The following is a 24,496-nucleotide window of genomic DNA, read 5'->3' as shown; positions in this document are numbered from 1 at the left end:
TTGTGTCGTGCGCTCGGAGATGTGTATACGAGAGAGTTGTAGGACTGGTGGTTGCCCTGGGGTTGCTCGTTGACGACAGCATTGTGGTGGTGGAGAACATCGAGCGCTGGATGCGTGAAGGCCACACGCGTCTGGAGGCTACCATCAAAGCCACCAAACAGATCGGGCTCGCCGTGCTGGGCTGTACCGTTGCGCTCATCATTGCTTTTATGCCCCTGGTATTTCTGCCCGAAGCCCCCGGCGATTTCATCCGCAGTCTTCCTATGGGTGTGATCACCAGCGTGCTGGCTTCCCTGTTCGTATCGCTCACCATTATCCCTTTCCTTTCCAGTCGCCTGCTGAAAGAGAACCATGGCCATCCGGATGGTAACATGTTCATGCGCGCGCTCAAGAAGCTCATTCATGGCAGCTACTCAAAATTGCTCGACAAGGCGCTGGCAAGGCCTGTGCTCACGGTGATCGTAGCGGGTGTGATCTTCTTTGCTTCCCTGCAGCTTTTCCCAGTGATCGGCTTCAGCCTGTTCCCGGCTTCGGAAAAACCACAGTTCATGATCGAGATCACCACACCGCTGCAATCGAACCTCACCTACACCAACAACATTGCCGCGGAGATCGAAAAGGAATTGAAGCAACATCCGGAAGTGGCGTATTTTGCTACCAATGTGGGCAAAGGTAATCCCCGTGTCTATTATAATGTGATCCCGGAAAACGAGCGCACAGACTTCGCACAGCTCTTCATCCAGCTGCATGAAGATACTTCACCCGACCGCAAGCTGCAGATCATCGAAGAGCTGCGCAGCAAATGGACTCCTTACCCGGGCGCCAAAGTAGAAGTGAAGAACTTCGAGCAAGGGCCACCCATGGAAGCACCTGTTGAAGTGCGCCTCTATGGTGAAAACCTCGACACCCTGCGCTCACTGGCTGCGCGTGTGGAAACGATGCTTGAAAAAACGGAAGGCACCATGTATGTAACGAATCCTGTTGTGCACCTGAAGTCCGACATCCGCGTGGCGATCAACAAAGAGAAAGCGCAGATGCTGGGCATTCCCACGGTGAACATCGACCGCACGGTGAGGCTGGCGATAGCAGGGTTCAATGCCGGAAAATTCTCCGACGAAAATGGCGACGACTACGAGATCGTGCTCACCAAGGCAAAAGCCGAGCACCCTACCCTCGACGCCCTCGAAAACCTTTACGTGAACAACAACCAGGGCCGCGCCATACCGCTGACGCAGGTAGCAAGCCTTCAGCTGGAATCATCGCCGCTGAACATCAAACACCAGGACAAGATCAGGACGGTATCGGTAAACGCCTTCGTGCAAAAAGGTTTTCTCAACGACAATGTGATCAGGGATGTGATCGGCAAAATGGACAACATGAAACTTCCCGAAGGTTACAATTACGAAATGGGTGGCGAGCTTGAGAGCAGGAACGAGTCGTTCGGAGGTTTTACCAGCGTGATCATTGTTACCATCTTCCTGTTCATCGCTGTGCTGATCCTCGAGTTCAGAACGTTTAAGAGCACGCTCATTGTGTTGTCAGTGATCCCGCTGGGCATCGTGGGGGCTGTTATCGCCCTGCTTGTCACCGGCAACTCACTCTCGTTCGTAGCCATCATCGGCCTTATTGCACTGGCGGGTATAGAAGTGAAGAATACAATTCTGCTGGTAGATTTCACCAACCAGCTCCGCGCGCAGGGTAAGTCGCTGGAAGAAGCGATCCGTGAAGCCGGCGAAGTACGGTTCTTGCCGATCATTCTCACGTCGCTTACCGCTATCGGAGGACTGCTTCCCATTGCAGTATCCACCAACCCACTGGTAGCACCCCTGGCGATCGTACTCATCGGTGGCCTCATCAGCTCAACGTTGCTCTCACGCATTGTGACACCCGTTGTTTACAAGCTGATACCGCCTAGGATTTAGATGTGAGATAATAACCCTTTGAGGGTTCAAAACCCTCAAAGGGCTATTTTCAGGAATTTTTTTAAGCCCGGAGTTTGTCCAGGATGCGATTGAGCTCCTGGGCTTCTGCTTTGGTGATGGTGCTGATCTGATCGAGCCATTCCTTTTCTTCTCCGTCGATCTTCTTGAGTACGGCGAGGCCTTTGTCGGTGATGGAGATGTCTACCTGTCGCCGGTTGTTTTCGCAGATCACGCGGTTCACGAGTCCTTTCTGGCGAAGCTTTTCCACCAGTCGCGTGGCGTTGCTGCTTTTGTCGAGCATCCGGCTGGTGATGTCTGCCAGCATCATCGTTTTGGGATGGCTTCCGCGCAGGATCCGGAGCACGTTGAATTGTTCGGGTGTGATGTCGTAGGGCTTGAGGCGACCGAGGTTGATGTGCCTCAGCCAACCGCTGGTAAAAATGATATTCAGAGCGGCTTTTTCGTGCTCGCTGTTAAATTTTTCCTGCTGAATATCCTGTTCCAGAGACATATGCAAATGTAATAACGATAATTGTGGCTACAATGGTTCAAAACTTCTGGTATAGATTGAAATAAGCGGTTATTTTAGCATCAATTACTTCTTTCTATGAGCAAAAAATTTCGCAGCCAGAACTGGTTTGGCAAAACCGGAAAAGATGGATTTATCTACCGCGCCTGGATGAAGAACCAGGGAATACCCTCTCACGAATTTGACGGACGACCCGTCATCGGCATTTGCAACACATGGTCGGAGCTCACGCCCTGCAACGCGCACTTCCGCGAGCTGGCCGAGTCCGTTAAACGTGGTGTGTCAGAGGCGGGAGGTTTTCCGGTAGAGTTTCCGGTGATGTCGCTGGGCGAAACGCTGATCAAACCAACGGCGATGCTCTACAGGAACCTGGCCAGCATGGACGTGGAAGAATCCATCCGGGCCAACCCGGTTGACGGTGTAGTGCTGATGTGCGGCTGCGATAAGACTACACCTTCGCTGGTGATGGGTGCCTGCAGTGTAGACATTCCGACCATCGTTGTATCAGGCGGGCCTATGCTCACTGGAAAATTTCAGGGAAAAGATATCGGTACCAGTGACGTATGGCGCTTCAATGATGCCGTGCGCTCAGGCACCATGTTGCAGGAGGAGCTTCTGCTTGCCGAGGCCGCCATGTGCCGCAGCCGTGGCCACTGTGCCGTGATGGGTACTGCTTCAACCATGGCGTCAATGGTAGAATCGCTCGGATTGTCGCTGCCACACAACGCTGCCATCCCTGCGGCCGATGCCAGGCGTAAGGTACTGGCGCAGCTTTCGGGTTCGCGCATCGTTAACATGGTGAAAGAAGACCTGAAGCTTTCGAAGATCCTGACCAAACAAGCTTTCGAAAATGCCATCATCGTAAACGCAGCGATCGGTGGTTCCACCAACTTCATCATTCACCTGCTCGCCATCGCCGGCAGGATCGGTGTTGACCTGAAACTGGAAGACTTTGACAGACTCTCGCACAACGTTCCACTGATCGCCAATCTGCAGCCTTCCGGAAAATATTTTATGGAAGATCTTTATTACGCCGGTGGATTGCCCGCCGTGCTGAAGGAGCTCGACAAATTCCTGCACCGCGATTGTATCACCGCCAACGGCAGGACTGTCAGCGAAAACTATCAGACGGAAGAATGTTACGACCGCAACATCGTTGCCACGGTCGAGAAACCGTTCAATCCACTCTCTGGTGTTGCTGTGCTCAAGGGCAACCTCTGCGAGCATGGGGCGGTGATCAAACCTTCGGCTGCAAGCCCGAACCTGATGAAACACACCGGCAAAGCCGTGGTATTCGAAGACATTGAAGATTACAAAGCACGCATCGACGACCCGAACCTCGATGTGGATGAGAACAGCATACTCGTGCTGAAGAACGTCGGTCCGAAAGGATATCCCGGTATGCCGGAAGTAGGCAACATGGGCATTCCAAAAAAGTTGCTTTCAAAAGGAGTTACAGACATGGTTCGCATTTCTGACGGCCGCATGAGTGGCACTGGTTTTGGAACGGTGATCCTGCACGCATCGCCTGAAGCTGCTGTGGGTGGAAACTTTGCTATAGTACAAAACGGCGATACGATCTCCATCGACGTTCCGAACCGAACCATCACCCTGAATGTTCCGGAAGAGGAGCTGAAGAAACGCAAGACGAATTGGAAAACACGTGTGACTTTCCAGGAACGCGGATACGTTCATATGTACCAGAAGCACGTGGAGCAGGCACACCTGGGCGCTGACCTCGACTTTTTGAGAGGCGGATCGGGTAGTGAGGTAACGAGAGATTCACATTAGGTACGAAGTACGATTTACGAAGTACGAGGTATGAGCAACGGGCAGTTTCATCAGAAGGTAGCCATTATCACGGGCGCGGGTCAGGGCATTGGCCTGGAGATCGCGCGGCAGCTGGCGAGACAGGGAGCGAGTGTGCTGCTCAACGATCTTGAAGAGTCGCTGGCCAGTGAAGCGGCGCAACTGATCCATGAAGAGAAAGGCGTCTGTGTTCCGTTGGCTGGAGATGCCTCTGACGTAGGCTTCATTCAATCAATGGTCGATAAAGCAGTGCAACAGTTCGGCAAGCTCGATATCGCCATTGCCAACGCAGGCATTACACTCTTCGGCGATTTCCTGGAATATGAGTCCGATGATTTTAACAAGGTAATGAAAGTGAACCTTGGCGGAAGCTTTTTTCTCGCGCAGGCCGCCTCACGCCAGATGATCCAGCAGGGCACAGGAGGAAGACTTCTGCTCATGTCATCTGTCACCGGCCACCAGGCGCACAAGAACCTGGCAGCCTATGGCATGAGCAAAGCGGCGCTTGAAATGCTGGCCAGGACGTTGGTGGTGGAGCTTTCGCAATACAGGATCACAGTGAATGCCATCGCTCCCGGCGCCACCATCACCGAACGCACCGCGCACGATCCCGACTACGACAAAACCTGGTCGAGGATCACGCCCATCGGTAAACCTGCCTCCACCAAAGACATCGCCAACGCAGCGTTATTCCTGGTATCGCCACAGTCCGGGCACATCACAGGGCAGAGCCTTGTTATTGATGGCGGCTGGACCAGCGTGAGTCCCTCTCCTTATTAGTTTAAAGTTTGAAGTTTAAAGTTATGCTTCGATAACTTTAGGGTTATTTGAAGTTTGGAACATCGAGTTTTTTCGAGATACGGAAAACGGCGTTGATCAATCCTACGTGACTGTAGGTTTGCGGGAAGTTGCCCCATTGCGAGCCATCGAGTCCTACATCTTCACTGAAGATACCAAGGTGGTTGGCAAAGGTGAGAATGGTATCGAGTGTTTTCATGGCATCTTCCACCCTTCCTACACAGGCAAGCGCGTCAACGTACCAGAAAGCGCACACGAGGAATGTTGCCTCCGGTTTGCCAAAATCATCCTGGTGAACATACCTGTAAAAAAGTCCCTGCTCCGTCTTCAATAATTTCTCCAGCGCTTCCAGGTGGCGTTTTGCTTTATCGCTGGCCGGATCCAGATAACCCATGGTGATCATTTTCAGGGTGCTGGCATCGAGGTGATCTGCATCCAGCGCCTGCTTGTAAACGCCCAGCGCCGGGTCATAACATTTTTCTATGTTCTCGGTGGCGATCTTTTCAAGCCGTGTGGCGCGGTAAACTAGGTCCGTGTCGTTCATGATCTTGCCGATCTTGATCGCCGCCTTACAACCGGCCCAGTGAAACAGCAACGTATAGGTGTGAACCTGCGTCACTGTTCTGAACTCCCACAAACCTGCATCGGGCTCGAAAAAAGTTTTTTCAATCCACGTTAGCAACCGGTCTACCAGTGGTTTGTAAGAATGCTTTTTGGTGAACGATAACCTTTTGTCGATAAACAGCGGAAGCAACCCTACGAGTACCTGCCCGTAAACATCGTTCTGGATCTGCAGGTAAGCTTTGTTGCCTACACGCACCGGCTGATTGCCAAGATAACCTTCCAGCGGCAGATGTGTTTCTTCGAGGGTCTTGTTTCCCGTGACGGAATAGAGCGGCTGCATGCGGTCGGACTCGCGCATGAGGATATTCTGGATGTATTCGAAATAACCTTCGAGCTCATCAAAGTGGCCCATCTCGTTAAAAGCTTTCAGCGTGTAGTACGAGTCACGGAACCAGCAATAGCGATAGTCCCACGTGCGAACGCTGCCGTGGTGCTCCGGCAAGCTGGTGGTACCTGATGCAATGATGCCACCTGTATCTTCGTATTGATGGAGCTTCAGCACGAGGGCCGACCGGATCACCTGTTCCTGATAAAGGTCAGGCACATAAGTGCTTTTGATCCACGTCTGCCAATAGCGAACCGTCTTGTTGATAAAATCTTCTACGGTAGCTTTCAACGGCGCCTCCAGCGGCTCGCCATACGTGAACACGAGGTAGCAATTCTGATCCAGCACAAAGGGCTGCTGATCCAGGATGTAGGATAACGATATATCGGTGGTCAGCCGTGCCTGCATATCGAGATTGAGGAAACGAAGGTGATTGCTTCCCATAACAGTCTCCGGAATGTCGGCACCGTATGCACCTACCGGTTGGCACTTTACTTTCACCGCCGGATTTCCCTGCAGCAGCTCGATCTTCCGCACCAGCATCAGTGGTTTGAAAAAACGCTCGAACTGGCTGAACCGCGGCGCACAATCCAGCACCCTGAATTTGCCTTGCGCTGTGGTGAACTCAGTAGCCAGCACGTTGGTATTGCTGATGTAATACTGGCGTGTTTCAAAATCACCTTCCGGGGTAACGGAGAACACGCCTCCTTTTTTGGAGTCCAGCAACGAGCCAAACAGGAATGTGCTGTCGAACCGGGGCATGCACATCCACTTAACGTTGGCCGTGGTATCGATGTAGGCCATGTAGGAGCAGTTACCCACAATGCCCATGTTGTAACGATGCACCGCCATTTAAGCAGTCAGCAGGTTAAGTAAACGGATCACTTCCATATAATCAGACAAACTGTATTGCGCACTGGTGTTGCCATTGCCGATCTTGATGGTAACGGCTTTGTCGGCCAGGGCCCTGAACATATCTTCATCGGTCTTGTCGTCTCCCACGGCAAGAATAAAATCGTATTCATGCTCTTCCAGCAGCTTTTTGGCAACGGTTCCTTTATCTACACCGGCCATTCTCACCTCGATCACTTTGTTGCCATCGATGATGTTGAGCGGTGTGTTGCGCAGCAGGTGGTGAAGGTTGTCCAGCAGCTCACGCGACCGTACGAAGCCGAGCTCGGGGTCAACGTTGCGGTAATGCCAGGCCATGGTGTGATTCTTCTCCTCGATCATGGAGCCGGGGCTTCGCTGTGTGAAGAGCTCCAGCGTGGGGCGGATCCGCGGCTTCCACGACTGGTCGATCTCGCGTTCATGTCTCCACAAACCATCGCGCAGCCTGATGGATGCTCCATGCTCCGCCACCAGGTTGATGGGCAGATCATGGAACCATTTTTCCAGTGTCTGACTGTCGCGACCGCTGATGATGGTTGCCTCTGTACGGCTGTCAGACGATAAAGTGCTCAGCAGGTTGATGAGTCCTTTATTGGGTACCGCGAGGTCTGGCTGACGCGTGTAGGGCACCAGTGTGCCGTCATAGTCGAGGAACAGATGCCGCCGCTCTGCATGCCTGAAGTGATCGCCAATAACAGCGAGCTCACGCGTAGAGAGGTGCTTCGTTGCCTGTGTGCGCTGATGCTCCTTCACTTCCTCGAGCTGCCGCAGGAAATCGTTTACCCAATGGATCACGTCATAATCAACGAGGCGTTTTTGTAAGATCTGCAACTTTTGTTTCTGGTCTTGCAGCGGCATGGTGAGACCTGTAAGGATCGCCTGCGCCACCTCGTTATTGTCCATGGGGTTGACGAGCACGGCTTCACCCATTTCATTGGCCGCGCCCGCAAGCTCGCTCAGGATGAGCACGCCATCGTCATGACGGCTTGCTACATACTCTTTGGCCACCAGGTTCATGCCATCACGCAGTGGTGTGATGAGGCCAACATCCGAAGCTTCATACAATGCGGCAAGCTCTGTGAACGACAGGTGATTGTAACGGTAAATGATCGGCTGCCACTGAAGCGTGGAGTACTTGCCGTTGAGCCGGCCCACCTGCTCTTCGATCATCTTCCTTCGTTCGTTGTATTTGGAAATGATCTGACGGGAGGGCACCACCACAAGGATGAACACTACTTTTTCGCGCCATTCAGGGTGAAGCTCCAGGAACCTTTCGAAGCCAGAGAGGCGGTGCGTAATACCCTTGGTATAATCGAGCCGGTCTACTGAAAAAATAATCTTCCGGTCATTGAAATTTTTTCTGATGGAGTTTTTCTCCGCCAGCACATCTTTGTGATTCGAAGCTTCGTGAAATTTTTTAAAGTCGATGCCCAGCGGAAAAAGATCGGCCTTTACAACGCGATCGTTCATGAGGATAGAACGATACTGGTGGTCGAAGCCTGTGACCATCTGTACGGTCTTCAAAAAATGCTGAACATACTCATGCGTATGGAACCCGATGAGGTCGGCGCCCAGCAACCCTTTGACGATCTTTTCTTTCCAGGGCCGGTGCAGCTGCCGCAGAAGCTCGTATGAGGGAAAAGGGATGTGCAGGAAAAAACCGATGGTGGCGTCAGGATGTTTCTCACGCACCATTCCCGGAAGCAACATCAGCTGATAATCGTGCACCCACAGAATATCTCCGGGCCTCAACATGGCATTGATCCGGTCTGCAAAAATTCGGTTCACCTCCTCGTATGCGCGGAAGGTGTTATCGTCGTACTCCACGTATGATGGAAAGTAATGGAACAACGGCCATAACGTAGCATTGCAGAACCCATTGTAATACCGGTTGTAAACCTTGGTGTCGACAAAAATAGGATCCACTTCAAACGCGCCGGTACGCTTGTTGCCCTCGGTGAATTTCTTCCAGCGCTTTTCAGGAAACTCCGCTGAACCGATCCACCATTTTGAAGATACCTCGCCGAGGCTGCCCTCGCCGTCAAAATAACTTTTCAGCGCGCTTACAAGACCTCCATCACTTTCCTTGAGCGTGATCTTTTTGTTCTTTTCCAGCAGCTGAAACGGCAGCCGGTTGGAAACAACAATCAATCGCCTCTCAGATCCTCCGTTCATTCAAGCAGCATTTTTAGTAAAACAATCTTTTTTAATAACCCGAAATTTTCATGCTAGGCGTTTAAGAACCAAACCCAAAACGCATATTGTGCTCTATTTTTCCGCAGCCGGTGGTCAATGTGGCGGTGGTGAAGTAAAACCATAACAGAATAGCTGCCTAAAAAATCATTCCCGCTTCAGCGGAAGTAAATTTTTTATACAGCAAAAAATATCATGCAATAACGCATACACGTTACGTGAGCTGGGAATGTTCGTCCACGACAGGAAGCACTGCCTTTAGTGTCGAAATTTCTAATATGATTTTAATCGCTTTTTAATCGGGCCAGAATAAAAAAATGAGGCGGGCAAAATCTCAGAAAAAAAAGAAAGCTGCACTTTCGATGCAGCTTTCCTGAACTTTATGTTTTCAACAATTTATTCTGATCGTTTGCCAGTAAGGTTGAAGCTTCTGAACTGGCCGAGGTTCATCGTACCTTGCATGTCGTTGTTAACGATCGTGGTTTTGATATCCACCGGCACGCTGTTGCCACCGAAGTTGGTAGTGTATGTCAGCGTTACTTCGTTTCCATTAACGGTTACACTGCTCAGCTTTGTCTCTTCCGGCATTCTTTGGGTCTTGATAGTGCCTGAATAAACGCCATTCTCTTTTTTGATCACGATGGTACCGCCACCACCTTGAGGAGAGTCGATGGTGAACGACCATGTGCCGGTAGCTTCATAGATCGTTCCGTCCGCAGGTTTCGGCGCGTTGTTCTGTGTTATTGGCTTATTGGTATTTTGAGGAGCCTGGCCGCCGCGCTGGCCTCTGTTGCCGGGCATCTGCATACCACCGCCACCCTGCTGGCCACCGCCCATGTCACCACCGCCACCACCATTATCGCCACCGCCGTCTTTCAGGTCGTCATTGTTGATCGACCTGCTGCGCCTCGGCCTGTTCTCCATAGACATTTTACCGATGCGGTAGCTGAAGTTGATGCGGAAGCTCAGGTTGTTCATGGTGCTCACACTCTTCTGACTGATGAGCGGAGACTCGAGGTTGCTCTTGATCTTGATCGACTCCTGGAGGAAGTTCTCCACACCAAGGCCAATGCTTCCTTTCTTCTCGTTGAACTCTTTGCGTACGGCGAGGCTGTACATGTAGAAGCCGCCCTGTGAGCCCTGAAGCTGTACCTGGCGTCCGCGTACAAAGCTGAAGAACTGAAGCCCCCAGCCTTTGTTAAGATTGTAGCTTCCGAAAATACGGCCACTGGCTACAAAACCTTCATTGCTGGCCTTGTATAATTCCAGGGCATTGTTGTTTGACAGTGTGGCATAATAAAAATCGCCACCGCCATTGAGCGAAAGTTTTCCGATGGAGACGTTGGCAAACACGCTCAGGCCATACGCATTCTCAGAACCGATGTTCGCATACTGTGTACGGATGGTATCTCCGCCCACCACATCACGAACGCTCTGAATAGCATTGTTGGTGTTGCGCGCAAAACCCGAGAAATTGATGGTTGTGCCTTTCACGAAGGTGCTGTACGAAAGCTCGTAGTTGTTGGTGTATTCGGGATCCAGCTCAGGATTTCCAACACTGAAACTGAGTGAGTTATTGCGCTGAACGTTGGGGTTCAGGAAACGGATCGAAGGACGTTGGATCCTTCTGTTATAAGAAGCCTTCACCATGTTTCCGCCTTTCAACTTCTTCGAAATGTTCACACTGGGTACGATCACGCCGTAAGACGGTATGGCGATGTCGTCTTCTGTTTTGGTGTAAGCGTTGATGGTGGTGTATTCGTATCGCGAACCTGCTTTGAAGCTGTAGCCAGCTTTGGTAGTGAGCGTATATGCAAGGTACGCCGCCATCACATTCTGGTCGTAGTTGAGGTTGTTGGAAAGACTACCGCTGCCGGAAGGCTCATATGGGCCGTCGCTTCCCACGGCATTAAACGATGTGTAATCGCTCACGGCCTTACGCATGATATCTTTTCCACCGAACTCCAGCATTTGTGTAGTACCGATGGGTGTCTGGTAATCCACCTGGAAGGTCGTCTCTTCATTATAGCTGTCATTCAGATTCCTGAACCTTGTAATGCTGGAGTTGGATACTCTCTCCTGGAAATTCTCATAAATATTATCGCGATTGTTGCGACTGTAAAGTCCCTGGAAGCTCAGCTCACGCTGCGGCTTTGCATACAGGTGTGTGTAGGTGAGGCTGACATCCACGTTGTTGGACTCGTCTTTGCTGAGGATGTTCTGCAACGTCTGAAGTACACCATCGCTGTATTGCTGCATGTCGTTCTGTTTGTTCTTTCCATTGCGTACACCAAAACGTACAGAAGCTGCCAGCGAATTTTTCTCGTTGATATCGTAGTCCCATCCAAGGTTATAGTGACCGAACAGTCCCTGGTTGCGGCTTTTGGCCATCTGCTCACTCAGGGTCTCTTTTTCCAGGTCACCTGCATCGTTGTAGGTCCTGGTAAGCTGTTGGTTGTTGAAGCTTCCGGTAACGTTATAGTTGGAACGGCCCCAGCCTCCCAGTGAAAAACCCATTTTGCCTTTTCTGTAGTTACCGTTCAGGCCCAGGTTGGAACCTCTCAGGCCCACGCCAGCATCTATACCCAGGGTAAGTCCCTGCAGGTTGTTCTTTTTGGTAACGATATTGATGATGCCGGCCGAACCTTCTGCATCGTATTTGGCCGAAGGCGAGGTGATCACCTCCACGGTCTTGATCTGGTCGGCAGGGATCTGCTTGAGCGCATCGGCCACGCTGCTGGCAACAATGGTTGAAGGTTTATTGTTGATGAGCACCATGATGTTGGAGTTGCCGCGAAGCGACACGTTTCCATCGAGGTCAACGGTGAGCAGGGGCACACGTTTCAGCACATCGCTGGCATCGCCGCCTTTGGCTGTAGCATCGTTCTCGGCATTGTAAACCATGCGGTCTACCTTCTCCTCGATCAGCGCGCGCTGCCCTTCCACCGTCACTTCTTTCAGTTGCTGTGCTACGGGGCTGATGGCGATCTTACCTAGGTTCACATCTTTTTTGTCTTCCACCTTTACGGTCACCGTTTTGGTTTCAAAACCGATAAAAGTGATGGTGAGACTATAGCTGCCAGGGGCAACTTTGTTGATGGTGAATTCTCCTTTGTCATCGCAGATGGTACCGTCTATGGCTTTACCGCTGGCGGGATCGACAAGCGCAACCGTTGCAAATTCAACGGGGTTGCTTGTTGCGGCATCGGTAACCGTACCGGAAACCTTGGCGTTACCCTGCGCCCATGCTACATAACTGCACACGAGGGTGAGAAAGGTAAAAAGTGTTCTCATTTACTTGGTTATAAAAAAATTTAGATTTTGCGGATCAGGCTGTCGGTGCCAATATGTTTGAAAAACGACAAACAAAGCGGTAAGTTCCCAACCATTGGGGATTATTAGATAACTGAGGCTGAGTATTCGACATATACGGCAACTAATCGACAGGGGCAAAGGTATTACAAACACTTAAGAACCGTCGATCAATTTTTTTTAACGGTCGAAAAAAGCTTGTGAACCATCCCGTAGTTCACGAGATACCCTACCTTTAATCCAGAATTCTTCGTTTTTGTCAAAAAACATGCAAGCATCTCTTTACAGGAACCGGGTGTTGCTGGTACACGTATCATTCTGGCTGGTGTACCTGTCATTCTTTTACTACCAGCTCAGCAACTTCAGGCACGGCAGGGAGATCGACTGGGCCCGTGCGTCCGTGGTCGGTTTTTTTCAGCTGGCCATCACCATGCTCATCGCCTACCTGAACTACTTCTACCTCCTGCCCAGGTTCCTGGTCCATAAAAAGTTCTGGCGTTACCTGCTCGAGCTCATCGTACCTTTCATCATCATTATTACCCTGCGGGTTCACGGGCAGCGTTTCCTCATCGATGGTTACACCTTTCAGCGCCATCATTTCTATTCCACATTTTACATTGTAGAGGTCAGCATCATCACACTTTTCATCACCATCTTCATCGGCATGGTCCGTTTTGCCGCCAACTGGTTCGAGCTCGCCGCCCGGCAAAAGGAGACGGAGAACCAACGACTCACCGCCGAGCTGAACTTCCTCAAAGCGCAGATCAATCCACACTTTCTGTTCAACACCCTGAACAACCTTTACTACCTGGCGTATACCCAGTCTTCCAACACCACGGAGGTGATCGCCAAACTTTCGCAGATGATGCGTTATATGATCTACGACTCCAATTACCAGAAAGTGCCGCTGAGCAAGGAGATCGAGTACATGCAGAACTATATCAGTCTTGAAAGGTTGAGGCTCAACACCGAGTTGCCCATCAAGCTTGAGATCGAAGGCAATCCACAGGGTGTGTTGATCGCGCCGCTCATTTTTATTACATTTCTCGAGAATGCGTTCAAGCACGGCGTGAGCAATAATTATCCCGACTCGTGGGTCAGCATCCTGATCCAGCTTCGGGGCAAGGAATGCATCTACCGGGTGGAGAACAGCAAGATCCCTTCTGCCAAACCCGAGGCTGGTGAAAAATCCGGCATCGGTTTACAGAATGTAAAACGCAGGCTTGAGCTAAGCTATCCCGAACAACACAAGCTGGTGATCGAAGACAAGACAGACCGTTACTTTGTACAACTCAACATCACGTTATCGTGACACAATACACCTGCCTGATCGTTGACGACGAGCCGCTGGCCCGCAACCTGCTGACGGAATACGTAAAGAAGGTTTCGTTCCTGAAGCTGGTGCATACGTGCTCCAATCCCCTGGAAGCGCTCGAGCTGCTGCGCAACAATCCTGTGGATATTCTTTTTCTCGATATCCAGATGCCCGAGATCACGGGAATCACCTTCCTGAAAATACTGCAGAAAAAACCGCTGGTGATCCTCACCACGGCCTACTCAGAATATGCGCTAGAAAGCTACGAGCTCGATGTGGTGGACTATCTGCTGAAGCCCATCACGTTCGACCGGTTCCTGAAAGCGGTAGATAAAGCGGGCCAGCGACTGAATACCGGTACTGCGCCCGTTGCAGAAAAGGTAGTGCCGTCAGAGCCCACGCAGCCATTTGTGTTTGTGAAAGACGGCACCAAGCTCGTAAAGATCAATTTCGACGATATTTTGTATGTGGAAGGTTTGAAAGACTATGTGACCATCCACACCAAAACACAAAAGGTTGTGAGTCTTCAACGGCTCAAGTCGCTGGAGCTGCAATTACCTGCCGACCGTTTTATCCGCATCCATCATTCCTACATTGTGGCGCTGAAAGCCATTGATGTTATTCACAAAGGCGAAGTGCAGATCGGCAACGCCATGATCCCGATCAGCGACACGTACCGCAAGACGTTCAAGGAGTTTGTGGACAGGAATCAGATGCAATAGGGTCCACAGTCGACAGTCCACAGACGGGCGGTTCATGCTACCAGTTCCAGACCATGGGAGCGATCATTCCGTGCATCAGAAATGACCCGGCTACTGCAGCTGTTCCCAAGGCACTAAATGCGTAAAGGATCTTTGCCCGAATCGATTTCAAATGCTTCCAACGCGTGTAGAGAAACCATACTCCGGCGGCCGAGAAGACAGCGAAGAAAAGCGTTCCAAAAAAAATCGTCAGCGTGACACCGTTCGGCCTCGTGAATGAAAGATAATTCGCTTCCCATTGCACCAGCGGGCTTAAGCCGATAGCCAGGCTCAAGGTGGCAAGCATGGGAAGCACTGCTACCGGGAATGCCGGTGAACGATCTCTTTTAAGGGCGATCGACACGATCGAAAATACTCCGATTAAAATGGAAAGTGTCAAGGCGATCAGGCCACCTGCGGCGAGGCTTCGTTTCAATAGCACATACGCGAGCGATGTCTTGATGATATGCGTGCCTCCGCGTGGTGCCGTTGACATCAGAATTTTATTTCCCTGCTCATCGTGACCGAAGACGTAAGATTCTTCGTGTCCAAAATGCTCCCTGAATTTCAGCTTCCCCATATGGTTTAGAACAACCGGTCTGCCCGAGAGCGTGCTCAGCACCAGTGCTTTTCCGTTCATGCTAACAGCAACGTCGCTCACCAGGTTTTGCAGAAACCCATAATGATCAGCCGCAAACGCAGGCCTGTAATAGCCCAGGAAAGGTTGAATGGAGTCGGCAGGAACTTCTTTTTCTACTCGTTCCAATGGTGGTAGGTGGCGGGTTAAAAAATCCGTAACCAGCATGGCGATGCGCGCGTCGTTGTACCCGCCATTTTTTGCGATCATCATTCCCACACCTCTTTCCCTGTCGTAGATCATGTGCGAAACAAAACCCTGTATCGTTCCGCCATGCCCATGGAAAGTACATTTGGGGTGCCAGGCTTCAATATGGTTTCCCAAGCCATACCCGTTTTTCAGCTGGTGCCGGGCAGCCAGTGTGGTGTGCACATTTTCCATGTCTGCGAGGTCTGATACCGGTAGCCACTGCGTGGTATCCGTGCGCCAGTTGTTGAGGAAGAAGCGCACAAGCCGGGCCATGTCATCGGCGCAGGAATTCATGGAGCCATGAGCGCCATTGCTGTGCAGCGCGAAGGCTGGCACTGGAACCTGCCTGCCGTCACTGGTCAGATAACCTGTTGCATATTCCGACCCGGTCGGTCGCAGCTTGAAATCGGTATTGAGCATGCCAACAGGTGCAAGAACATTCGTCTGCAAATACTCGGCCCAACCCATTCCTGATACCTTTTCAATAACATATCCCAGTACCGTATAATTTGTATTGGTGTACAACGGCATTGTGCCAGGCCTGAACCGGCAGACCATCTGATCGGCGTATAGCTTTAAAACCGCGAGGCCACTTTTGTCAGTCTGGCCAAGATTGATACTTTTGTTCATGAACGCATCGGTAAAACCGGTGGTATGTTCCAACAGGTTGATGATCCTCACCGGATGTGTTTCCTCCCAGGGATTGTGAAATGGAGCTTCGGGAGCAACATCTTTCAATTTCGTATCCAGTGTGAGCGCGCCCTGACGCACCAGGTGAAGTATGCCCATCGCCACAAGCAATTTTGTCGTAGATCCCAGCCTGAATTTTTGTTTTCCGTCAACTTTTCGTCCGGTAGCAAGGTCACTGTAACCCAGCCCTCCTGAAAAGATGATCGAGTCGCTGTTTACCATCACAAGCATGAGGCCGGGGATCTGCTCACGTTTCATCACTGCCTCGATAGCACTGAGCAATTCAGGCAACGAGCCAGGCGATGGAGGCGCCGGAGGTTGTGCAACAGTTGAAAATATCGATAAAAAGAAGAGGCAACAGGAGATCGCTCCTGCATGTAAAGATGAGGGTTTCATGGCAATGTATTGGTAAAGATTGTTTTAAGAGACTGCTACATCAGTGTTTGAATTTAATCCACCACCATGCGAAGATGACGATCCACAATAAAAGGACCACTGAAAACCCCAACAACATGTTGCCCCCGTAGGCATTGCGGATCACATAAGCGCCATAATCTTTATTGCGGGTCTCAAACAGAATATCATTCCAGGTGGGCATATGCCACACATTCAGCGACGGCGGTGAAGCGCCTTCCTGCTCCAGTGCTAACGGAACCTGTTTTTTGCGCTCGAAAGGATTTTTTAAAAGCGAAAAACGGCAGAGCATCAATACCTCCCATACAAATTTTACGTCAGCGTATCGTCTGCCGTAGCGCTGCAGCCGGTAACAATAAAGCTCATACAGATCACCCTGGATATCTTCCAGCAGCTCGGGGTGGCAATACCAACGTAAAAAGCCATCGGCCCACTTGGGAGGGTCTACTATCATGTTATAAGATTTTAATGGTGGTGCCTAAAACACGTTCATAAAGCTGAAGCTTTTGGGAAATAATTTCGTCTGTAACCTTTTTACCCAGGGGCGTAACAACAAAGTACCGCTTGCGCCTGCCACCGCGCTCTGCCGTAGCACCGCCCATTTTCGATTTTAAATAACCCTTTGATTCAAGGCGTTTCAATACAGAATGCAACGCACCGATATTGACCTCGCGACCGGTCTGCTCAAAAATTTCGTTCATGATGGCCACGCCGTAAGCATCGCCTTGCTGCAGGGAGGAGATCGTCAGAAAAACAAGCTCTTCCAGTTCTCCCAGGTAGTCGCCCTTCATAAGCATCATTTGTTATACAAAACAAAACTAATTAATATCTTTTCATTTCAAAAACAAATGCGGAATTTTTAAGGCGGCCGGCTGTGGCGTCCCGGAAAACGATTGGTAAGGTTCGTTATTACTCCCTCCTGACAGACGTGGAAACCGTTCACATCAATCAAAGCAAGGTTCGTCAAGTCTCTTTCGCACAGAAAGTTGATTTTCACATCTTGGCTTAGCATTAACCCACAAAAAGAATGAATCTTCGTTTATCAGCTATCGTGAGGGCTACCCGGATGTTGATGGTCATGGCCCTGATCCCTTTTTCTGTTGTAGCGCAGGAGCGCGCCAAGGAACCTACTCATGAGCGTACACTACCGGCCGAATCTGCTGTTACCAGCACCGGCCAGGTGACGATCAAAGGAAAACCGGTTCCTTACAAAGTTACGGCAGGTACCCAGCCCGTTTGGGACAAAGATGGAAAAGTTATCGCGTCGTTATTTTATACGTACTATGAGCGCACCGATGTTACAGACAAAGGTCGCAGGCCATTTGTCATATCTTTCAATGGCGGCCCTGGTTCGGCATCGGTGTGGATGCACGTAGCTTACACGGGGCCGAAAGTACTCAACATCGACAACGAGGGGTATCCCGTTCAGCCTTACGGTGTGAAAGACAATCCCAATTCCATTCTCGATGTAGCCGACATCGTTTATATCGATCCTGTGAACACGGGCTTCTCACGCATCCTCGAACCGAAAACAGAACGTTCAGTTTTCTTCGGCGTGAATGCAGACATCAAATACCTGGCAGAGTGGCTCGATACCTTTGTGTCGCGCACCGGCCGGTGGACGTCACCGAAATACCTCATCGGCGAAAGCTACGGCACTACCCGTGTATCAGGCCTTGCGCTGGAGCTTCAGAACGCACACTGGATGTACCTGAACGGTGTTATCCTTGTTTCTCCCACAGAGCTGGGCATCAAACGTGATGGTCCTGTGAATGATGCATTGTCACTGCCCTACTTTACTGCAGCCGCCTGGTATCACAAAGCGCTGCCGGCAGACCTTCAGCAAAAAGACCTCGATGCTGTTTTACCCGAGGCGGAGAAATTCACCATCGAAGAAATGATCCCGGCACTGTCACACGGCGGATTCCTGGAGGAAGCCAGAAAAAAACAGATCGCAGCAAAGATCGCCCGCTACTCAGGACTTTCCGAAAGTGTGGTCCTTGAACACAACCTCGCCGTGCCCACTGCTTCGTTCTGGAAAGAGCTGCTGCGCGACAAAGGTTTTACCGTTGGCCGACTCGACTCACGTTACAAAGGCATCGACCGCAAGCTGGCAGGTGATGCGCCCGATTACAACTCGGAGCTTACTTCATGGCTGCACTCCTTTACGCCAGCCATCAACTACTACCTGCGCGACGTGCTCAAATACAAAACCGACGTGATGTACAATATGTTTGGCCCGGTGCGCCCGTGGGACAACACCGATGACAAGACCGGTGAGAACCTGCGTCAGGCCATGGCCCAGAACCCTTACCTGAATGTGATGATCCAGTCGGGCTACTACGACGGCGCCACTACTTATTTCGATGCGAAGTATTCGATGTGGCAGCTCGACCCCAGCGGCAGATTCAAAGACCGTCTCCGGTTTGAAGGCTACCGCAGTGGTCACATGATGTACCTGCGTGCAGAAGACCTCGTTACTTCAAACGAGCACATCCGCGACTTCATTAAGAAGAGCACCCCTGCACCGGGGCAACCAGCCAAGTATTAACAGGATTTTCAGGATTTGCAGGATTGACAGGATTTTAGGATTGACAGGATTTTTAGAAGCAGTCGTCAAAATCCTGCGGATCTTGAAGATCATGTGAATCCTGGTCTTGAATATAACAAGTTAGTTTTCTGCGGAGTCTCCGGGTTCGGGGCTCCGCTTTTTTTTTAGGACTTTCGACCCGTGAATCAACTCAATAAAGTAGCAACCCAGGCGAATAAGAACGCAAAAAACCAGCAGGCTATTAAGGAAATAAATCCGGCAAGCACAAAAAATATAAAGTAGCCAATGGCTTTGGCACCTGTTTCAAATCCAGCAAACGTTTCTTTATAGAACGTGCTTTTCCAGAACATTACACAGAGCAGGACAAATACCGCAACCGCGCCAAAAAATCCACCAATGATTGCGGCGAACATTTCATAGGACATACCACCATGAAGCAGGATCATCTTTTGTATTTAAGTCTACAGCTTACGACACCAGTCTCCGCGAGCAAGAGTCCGGCAGCGCCAAGATCGACATAATTATCGAATCCATTGTATAGTGGCCCCATAATAGCATGAGCGGAGTTCCGGTTTCCCGAAGCCCCGCTCCTTTGTTGACGGCGTGAGCACAGCCGCGTATCAGTCGTAGACGGGAATGGTTTTAGCGTCGTACACTTCCAGTTCCGGAATGGGCACCACAAATTTTCCGCCCCACTCATCAATGAACGACAGGTTCTCCATGACTTCATCTTTCAGGTTCCATGGAAGGATGAACACATAGTCTGGTGCCGTTTCCCTGATGCGATCGGGATGGTGGATCGGGATCAGCGTTCCCGGCAGGTAATTTTCCTGCTTGTGTGGATTACGGTCAACCGTGTAATCAATAAAATCAGTACGAATGCCACAGTAATTCAGCAACGTATTGCCTTTGCCCGGCGCTCCGTATCCGGCGATGTGTTTGCCGTTGCGTTTGGCTGTGACCAGGAACTCGAGGATCTTACGTTTGGTCTCTTTTACATTTTCAGAAAAATTCTGATAGTAAGCGAGCGAACAAAGACCGGCCTCATCCTCCATAACGAGCAGTCGCATCACTTCGGGACTCAGGGTTCGCGATTCGTCATCCGCATGTTTTGCATAGATGCGAAGCGATCCACCATGCGTGGCGAGCTCTTCAACATCGAAGATCGACAAGCCATGGTACGCAAAGATCCTGGACACTGTGGTAAAAGAAAGATAGGAGAAATGTTCGTGATAGATGGTGTCGAACTGATTTCCTTCCACGAGCCTGAGCAGGTGCGGGAATTCCATCGTGATCGTACCTTGCGGCTTCAGCATCAACTTCATTGCTGAAACAAAATCATTGATGTCGGGTACGTGTGCCAGCACATTATTGCCGAGCAGAAGGTCTGCCTTGCCATATTTATCAACCAGTTTTTGTACCACACGATTGCCGAAGAACTCTACCTCTGTACGGATTCCATTCCTGATGGCCTGCGCTGCTACATTGGCGGCAGGGTCTATTCCCAACACGGGGATGTTCTTCTCTACAAAATATTGCAGCAGGTAGCCATCGTTACTGGCCAGCTCCACCACGAAATTTTCAGGTGTGAGGCTGAGCCGGTCAGTGATCATATTGACGTACTGTTCGGCGTGCTTCAGCCACGAATAAGAATAAGAGGAGAAATAAGCGTAATCATCAAAGATCTTCGCAGGCGCTACGAACTCCTCCAGCTGCACGAGGAAACACTGGTCGCATACATACACGTGCAACGGATAGAAGGGCTCCATCCGGTTGAGCTCCTCGGGCTTTACATGATCCTGACACAAGGGAGACATGCCCAGGTCAACAAAGGTGTGCGTCAATGGGGTTTTGCAAAATCTGCAACGGGGTAAGGGGATCTCTTTATCCATAAGAATTTCCATATCCATAATATAAGCGCTTAAGGTCATCGGTGATATTGTCTACAATACAGGCATTGTTTTGAGAGATTTTAGCTTTACTTCTGCAGATGTTTTCACCTGCAGCAACGGCCGGCACCTAATTTAGTAGAACCGGTTACGCGCATAACTTGTCCGGCAGTCACACCTCTTATAAGAAACAAAGGGGAGCTGATGGGTTATGATGTATCTTGCACGGCCCAATATAAAGGCCATCTCAAAACTGCCGAATGATATCGATCATCATTTCGATGCAAATCGATCATGCAAAACCGATGATATGCGTCAGTATTTGAAAGGATGACATCCTTCAAAAGGATGTCATCCTTAAATGCGGGTTTCCGCTTTACAGGATAAGCTCCATTTTAATATCGGCGGTGAGGAAAGGAGAATCCGCTACGGGCACATAGCGGAAGCCATATTTTTCATACAGGCCCAGCGCGGCCTTCAACTGATGATTGGAAAAGAGGATCACCTTCGTAGCGTTGAGCGCTTTCGCTTTTGTCAGGCATGTTTCCAGCAACAACCTGCTGATGCCTCTTTGCCGGTGCGATTCGGCTACGCCCATTTTTGCGAGCTCATAAATTCCATCGTGCTCGTGAATGAGCGCCGCTGAGCCAACGATCTGTCCTTCGTCGCTCGCCAGGCAGATAAAGCCTCCGTTGTCGAGGATGGTTTTTCGCGGATCAGCCAGGATCTCGAGGTCATGGGCTTCGGTAAGGTTGTACTGATCAAGCCATTTGATGTTCAGTTCTCTGAATGCCGGTTGATAACGATCTTCGTAATCGATGATTGTATAAGTGCTCATGCTGTCAGCGCCGATGATCTTTCAGACACACTGACTACCACATTCCCTTTTTTTCGGAACGATTCAACGTATGTATGCGCTTCCCTGATCTGACCGAGTGTGTATTTGCGGTCGATCACCGCCTTCAGCTTGCCTGCCTCGATCATTTCTTTCAACACTTGCATGTCATCGGGGTTCGCTTTTGGTTGGCCTGTTACGGAGATGTATTTTGCGTCAGGCTTCAACAGGTTCTTGCAGGCCGACTTCGAGGTTTTTCCCACGGCATCAAACACAATATCGAACTTTGAGTCCAGCTTTGTAAAATCTTCTTTGGTATAATCGATTACTTGGTCTGCACCGAGCGACTTTACAAGATCCACGTTCGCAGTGCTGCACACGGCAGTCACCGTTGCACCATAATACCTTGCGATCTGAATGGCAAACGTACCCACACTTCCCGACGCTCCGTATATCAACACCTGGTTGCCTTTCTTCACGCCGGCGCTTTTCAAAAACTGCAACGCGGTGAGCGCGCCTATGGGAACGGCCGCAGCTTCCTCGAAAGTCATGTTAGAAGGTTTGAGGGCCAGACGCTGATCTATTGGCAAACATTTGTACTCTGCGTAGGCGCCGAACTTGAATCCGCAGAACGCAAAAACACTGTCACCTCTTTTGAACGTCTTAACATCTTTGCCAGCCTCCTCTACCACACCGGCCAGCTCAAATCCCAGGATCTTTGTCCTGGAGGGTTTGAAGATGCCATTCACGATCCTTACCAGGAAGGGATCGGCCTTACGCATACGCCAATCGCCTGCCGTTACCGTTGTGGCGTACACTTTCACCAATATCTCATTGTCTTGGGGTACCGGTTTTTCAATTTCCCTTAATTCAAGAACATCGGGTGCTCCATATTTTTCGTAGACAACGGCTTTCATTTTTTTGGTATTTGTTAAGGTAATGTTAACCCGCGGGATACGTGTCACTCCAATTTAAGGAAAAGAAATTGATACACATTTCCATCTGCAAAAAGATGTAATCATGAATATGTAAAAGTTCTACCGCAGCCCATCGAAGCTGTACTTCGCATCGGCCCAGAAACTGTCCAGCGCTATGATCCGCGGTTTAAAAAAGGAGATCAACTCAGGCCACTGGTCTTTATTCATGACGGAAACACCCGGCAGCTCTTTATAGATCCTGCTCACTATTTTGCCATCGGCCAGCGGCACCTTCAATTGCCAGTGCCACTCCTCTTCCAGTACGGCGTGCAGCAGACTTTTGAACTCGACGAATTGCCGGAAATACAACTCCTGAATATCGGGGTCGGTGTGTTCCATAGAAATGGAGATAGCAGCTGAGCGTTGCCCTGCATCCATCCGGAAATACACATCTTTCAATCTTGTATGGTAGTTTACCCAGTTGGTCTTCATGCCCTCGGCCGACGGAATGGGACTCATGTACCGGCCAAAAGTAGTCCAGAATTCCTGCCTGATCCGCGATGCCTGCTCACGTGTAAACATGTGGCAAAATAAGCTTAACGGACTAGCTTTACCAGCACCCGATCATCAGCGGAACGGTCATTTCGATCGCTCACTCTTCAGTCGTTTGTTATAGTCGAGCTGAACACTGTTGATGGAAGCCTCGAATGCAGGGCGGTCGTTGAAGATCTCCGGACGGTAAGCATCACCCTCTTTGCGTTTATCATGCAGCCCGAACTGGCCGGCGTGAGAGGCTACCCAAAGATCGAACTGTAGTTTCCTTAAAGACTTCAGCGTATAGTCATAATCTTTGCCCACGTTCGGATACGCCGGCATACCGGAGATACGGGTTTGGCTAAGGATGGAAGGAATATTCACGATCAGCACTTTCCAGGAGCGTTTCTCGTCTTTGACATCGAGCATAAAACTGGTAGATCCCTTGGTGTGACCGGGATGGTGAAGCACCAGCAGCTTGGTGCCTCCTAGCTTTACCGTATCACCATCGTGTAATAACCGGTCAGCCTTCACCGGGGTGAACATGCTACCCTTGCCTCCGAAGATAAAATCGGAGCTGCCACCATCCGCCAGCACCTGGGCATCAGCTTCGTTCACCATCATTTTTGCACCGGTCTCTTTCTGGATCTGCGCCAGGCCGGCCACATGGTCGTAATGCGCCTGCGTGGTGAGCAGGATTTTAATGTCTGAAAATCTGAAGCCCAACGTTTCAACACTTTTTCGGATCATCGCGGCAGATTCCGCCAGCCCTGAATTGATCAGGATATGTCCCTCAGGGGTTGTGATCAGGTAACATGCCAGGTCATAGGTGCCCACATAGTAGACGTTGCCGGCAATGCGGAAGGGCTCATACGGCTTAGACCATGTTGGATCGTAGTAAGGAAGCGATGCGGAGCTCTGGGCCTGTGCAACAAATACCGAAGACAGGATCGACAATACGATGAGAAAGGATTTTATCATTGAGAAAAAGATTCAGCATCAAAAATAAAAAATGGTGATTCGTTTCAAACGTAATCGGCCGATTAAATTCCCGTGAGTGAAGTTGAACGAACCCGTGCTCGCGGCAGTTTAACGCTACTAATGCCGCTCATATTGAAGGCACTGATTTTGTCGCCAGATCACAGGATATTCAACTAAATAAAGGGCATCATGGACAATGCACCAATAGAAAAATTGCACGGAACCCTTCTTACCTGCTGGAATAAGCAGGATGCCCGGGGGATGGCTTCTTTGTTCACTGACAATGGAAATGTGACAGGTTTCGACGGAAGTCAGATGAACGGGCCATCGGAGATTGAAACGCAGCTGAAACAGATCTTTGCCAGTCATAAAACGGCAGCTTACGTTTGGAAAGTCAGGGA

General features: G+C 50.4%; 20 protein-coding genes. 7 read left to right on the top strand and 13 right to left on the bottom strand.

The window, feature by feature from the left end; all coding sequences use genetic code 11:
* Positions 1–1,922 (top strand): efflux RND transporter permease subunit (locus KK083_RS30920; RefSeq protein ID WP_254170028.1); only part of this gene is annotated, 1,922 nt, incomplete at its 5' end.
* A 61-nt stretch (positions 1,923–1,983) separates the two neighbouring features.
* Here the strand turns inward: KK083_RS30920 and KK083_RS30915 are convergent.
* Positions 1,984–2,433, bottom strand: coding sequence for a MarR family winged helix-turn-helix transcriptional regulator (locus KK083_RS30915; RefSeq protein WP_254170027.1), 450 nt, complete (start codon positions 2,431–2,433; stop codon positions 1,984–1,986).
* Positions 2,434–2,529: 96 nt separating this feature from the next.
* On the opposite strand from KK083_RS30915, the gene KK083_RS30910 reads away from it, so the two are divergent.
* Positions 2,530–4,242, top strand: coding sequence for an IlvD/Edd family dehydratase (locus KK083_RS30910; protein WP_254170026.1), 1,713 nt, complete (start codon positions 2,530–2,532; stop codon positions 4,240–4,242).
* 30 nt (positions 4,243–4,272) lie between these two features.
* A complete protein-coding gene (locus KK083_RS30905) occupies positions 4,273–5,040 on the top strand; it encodes an SDR family NAD(P)-dependent oxidoreductase (protein WP_254170025.1) in 768 nt (255 codons plus the stop codon).
* A 43-nt stretch (positions 5,041–5,083) separates the two neighbouring features.
* On the opposite strand, the gene KK083_RS30900 is transcribed toward KK083_RS30905, so the two are convergent.
* The 3 genes from KK083_RS30900 to KK083_RS30890 all read right to left on the bottom strand — a co-directional run bounded on the left by KK083_RS30900 (position 5,084) and on the right by KK083_RS30890 (position 12,385).
* Positions 5,084–6,859: a glycoside hydrolase family 15 protein gene (locus KK083_RS30900; RefSeq protein ID WP_254170024.1), complete on the bottom strand. Its 1,776-nt coding sequence runs from the start codon at positions 6,857–6,859 to the stop codon at positions 5,084–5,086.
* Complete coding sequence (locus tag KK083_RS30895) at positions 6,860–9,073, bottom strand: bifunctional alpha,alpha-trehalose-phosphate synthase (UDP-forming)/trehalose-phosphatase (protein ID WP_254170023.1); 2,214 nt, start codon at positions 9,071–9,073, stop codon at positions 6,860–6,862.
* A 414-nt stretch (positions 9,074–9,487) separates the two neighbouring features.
* The gene (locus KK083_RS30890) at positions 9,488–12,385 is read right to left on the bottom strand and encodes a TonB-dependent receptor (protein ID WP_254170022.1); all 2,898 of its coding nucleotides are present in this window, start codon (positions 12,383–12,385) and stop codon (positions 9,488–9,490) included.
* Positions 12,386–12,671: 286 nt separating this feature from the next.
* Between KK083_RS30890 and KK083_RS30885 the strand changes: the two genes are divergently transcribed.
* Together KK083_RS30885 and KK083_RS30880 are read left to right on the top strand one after the other, a co-directional pair.
* On the top strand, positions 12,672–13,715 hold the full coding sequence (locus KK083_RS30885) for a sensor histidine kinase (RefSeq protein WP_254170021.1): 1,044 nt from the start codon (positions 12,672–12,674) through the stop codon (positions 13,713–13,715).
* Complete coding sequence (locus KK083_RS30880; protein ID WP_254170020.1) at positions 13,712–14,440, top strand: LytR/AlgR family response regulator transcription factor; 729 nt, start codon at positions 13,712–13,714, stop codon at positions 14,438–14,440. Before KK083_RS30885 ends, KK083_RS30880 begins: the two co-directional genes overlap by 4 nt.
* Positions 14,441–14,477: 37 nt before the next feature.
* Here KK083_RS30880 and KK083_RS30875 read toward each other — a convergent pair whose 3' ends face one another.
* From KK083_RS30875 to KK083_RS30865, 3 genes are read right to left on the bottom strand one after another with little or no spacing between them, the layout of a single operon-like run.
* Complete coding sequence (locus KK083_RS30875) at positions 14,478–16,370, bottom strand: serine hydrolase domain-containing protein (protein WP_254170019.1); 1,893 nt, start codon at positions 16,368–16,370, stop codon at positions 14,478–14,480.
* A 40-nt stretch (positions 16,371–16,410) separates the two neighbouring features.
* The gene (locus KK083_RS30870) at positions 16,411–16,842 is read right to left on the bottom strand and encodes a permease prefix domain 2-containing transporter (RefSeq protein WP_254170018.1); all 432 of its coding nucleotides are present in this window, start codon (positions 16,840–16,842) and stop codon (positions 16,411–16,413) included.
* Between the two features lies 1 nt (position 16,843).
* A complete protein-coding gene (locus KK083_RS30865) occupies positions 16,844–17,179 on the bottom strand; it encodes a PadR family transcriptional regulator (protein ID WP_254170017.1) in 336 nt (111 codons plus the stop codon).
* Positions 17,180–17,466: 287 nt separating this feature from the next.
* Between KK083_RS30865 and KK083_RS30860 the strand changes: the two genes are divergently transcribed.
* On the top strand, positions 17,467–18,939 hold the full coding sequence (locus tag KK083_RS30860) for a S10 family peptidase (RefSeq protein ID WP_254170029.1): 1,473 nt from the start codon (positions 17,467–17,469) through the stop codon (positions 18,937–18,939).
* Positions 18,940–19,124: 185 nt separating this feature from the next.
* Here KK083_RS30860 and KK083_RS30855 read toward each other — a convergent pair whose 3' ends face one another.
* The 6 genes from KK083_RS30855 to bla all read right to left on the bottom strand — a co-directional run bounded on the left by KK083_RS30855 (position 19,125) and on the right by bla (position 24,095).
* A complete protein-coding gene (locus KK083_RS30855) occupies positions 19,125–19,385 on the bottom strand; it encodes a hypothetical protein (protein ID WP_254170016.1) in 261 nt (86 codons plus the stop codon).
* A 174-nt stretch (positions 19,386–19,559) separates the two neighbouring features.
* Positions 19,560–20,831, bottom strand: a complete 1,272-nt coding sequence (locus KK083_RS30850; protein ID WP_262899657.1) for a class I SAM-dependent methyltransferase — start codon at positions 20,829–20,831, stop codon at positions 19,560–19,562.
* 373 nt (positions 20,832–21,204) lie between these two features.
* The gene (locus tag KK083_RS30845) at positions 21,205–21,666 is read right to left on the bottom strand and encodes a GNAT family N-acetyltransferase (RefSeq protein ID WP_254170014.1); all 462 of its coding nucleotides are present in this window, start codon (positions 21,664–21,666) and stop codon (positions 21,205–21,207) included.
* A complete protein-coding gene (locus tag KK083_RS30840; RefSeq protein ID WP_254170013.1) occupies positions 21,663–22,580 on the bottom strand; it encodes an NAD(P)-dependent alcohol dehydrogenase in 918 nt (305 codons plus the stop codon). Before KK083_RS30840 ends, KK083_RS30845 begins: the two co-directional genes overlap by 4 nt.
* A 120-nt stretch (positions 22,581–22,700) precedes the next feature.
* Positions 22,701–23,162, bottom strand: a complete 462-nt coding sequence (locus KK083_RS30835) for a DUF4268 domain-containing protein (RefSeq protein ID WP_254170012.1) — start codon at positions 23,160–23,162, stop codon at positions 22,701–22,703.
* A gap of 57 nt (positions 23,163–23,219) precedes the next feature.
* Positions 23,220–24,095 carry a subclass B3 metallo-beta-lactamase gene (bla, locus tag KK083_RS30830; RefSeq protein WP_254170011.1) on the bottom strand — a complete coding sequence of 292 codons (876 nt, stop codon included), beginning with the start codon at positions 24,093–24,095 and terminating at the stop codon, positions 23,220–23,222.
* Positions 24,096–24,284: 189 nt separating this feature from the next.
* On the opposite strand from bla, the gene KK083_RS30825 reads away from it, so the two are divergent.
* Positions 24,285–24,496: SgcJ/EcaC family oxidoreductase (locus KK083_RS30825; protein ID WP_254170010.1), on the top strand; the 212-nt coding region annotated here is incomplete at its 3' end.

The organism is Chryseosolibacter histidinae (assembly GCF_018598225.1).
GTDB lineage: Bacteria > Bacteroidota > Bacteroidia > Cytophagales > Cyclobacteriaceae > Chryseosolibacter > Chryseosolibacter histidini.
The sequence above is the reverse complement of the archived record's forward strand: the minus strand, read 5'-3'. Positions and strand labels throughout refer to the sequence as shown.

What these genes read in the sequence shown, in the direction of transcription:
- KK083_RS30915 (WP_254170027.1), bottom strand. Translation starts at nt 2,433, where the DNA reads ATGTCTCTGGAACAGGATATTCAGCAGGAAAAATTTAACAGCGAGCAC.
- KK083_RS30910 (WP_254170026.1), top strand. Translation starts at nt 2,530, where the DNA reads ATGAGCAAAAAATTTCGCAGCCAGAACTGGTTTGGCAAAACCGGAAAA.
- KK083_RS30905 (WP_254170025.1), top strand. Translation starts at nt 4,273, where the DNA reads ATGAGCAACGGGCAGTTTCATCAGAAGGTAGCCATTATCACGGGCGCG.
- KK083_RS30900 (WP_254170024.1), bottom strand. Translation starts at nt 6,859, where the DNA reads ATGGCGGTGCATCGTTACAACATGGGCATTGTGGGTAACTGCTCCTAC.
- KK083_RS30895 (WP_254170023.1), bottom strand. Translation starts at nt 9,073, where the DNA reads ATGAACGGAGGATCTGAGAGGCGATTGATTGTTGTTTCCAACCGGCTG.
- KK083_RS30890 (WP_254170022.1), bottom strand. Translation starts at nt 12,385, where the DNA reads ATGAGAACACTTTTTACCTTTCTCACCCTCGTGTGCAGTTATGTAGCA.
- KK083_RS30885 (WP_254170021.1), top strand. Translation starts at nt 12,672, where the DNA reads ATGCAAGCATCTCTTTACAGGAACCGGGTGTTGCTGGTACACGTATCA.
- KK083_RS30875 (WP_254170019.1), bottom strand. Translation starts at nt 16,370, where the DNA reads ATGAAACCCTCATCTTTACATGCAGGAGCGATCTCCTGTTGCCTCTTC.
- KK083_RS30870 (WP_254170018.1), bottom strand. Translation starts at nt 16,842, where the DNA reads ATGATAGTAGACCCTCCCAAGTGGGCCGATGGCTTTTTACGTTGGTAT.
- KK083_RS30865 (WP_254170017.1), bottom strand. Translation starts at nt 17,179, where the DNA reads ATGAAGGGCGACTACCTGGGAGAACTGGAAGAGCTTGTTTTTCTGACG.
- KK083_RS30860 (WP_254170029.1), top strand. Translation starts at nt 17,467, where the DNA reads ATGGCCCTGATCCCTTTTTCTGTTGTAGCGCAGGAGCGCGCCAAGGAA.
- KK083_RS30855 (WP_254170016.1), bottom strand. Translation starts at nt 19,385, where the DNA reads ATGATCCTGCTTCATGGTGGTATGTCCTATGAAATGTTCGCCGCAATC.
- KK083_RS30850 (WP_262899657.1), bottom strand. Translation starts at nt 20,831, where the DNA reads ATGGATAAAGAGATCCCCTTACCCCGTTGCAGATTTTGCAAAACCCCA.
- KK083_RS30845 (WP_254170014.1), bottom strand. Translation starts at nt 21,666, where the DNA reads ATGAGCACTTATACAATCATCGATTACGAAGATCGTTATCAACCGGCA.
- KK083_RS30840 (WP_254170013.1), bottom strand. Translation starts at nt 22,580, where the DNA reads ATGAAAGCCGTTGTCTACGAAAAATATGGAGCACCCGATGTTCTTGAA.
- KK083_RS30835 (WP_254170012.1), bottom strand. Translation starts at nt 23,162, where the DNA reads ATGTTTACACGTGAGCAGGCATCGCGGATCAGGCAGGAATTCTGGACT.
- bla (WP_254170011.1), bottom strand. Translation starts at nt 24,095, where the DNA reads ATGATAAAATCCTTTCTCATCGTATTGTCGATCCTGTCTTCGGTATTT.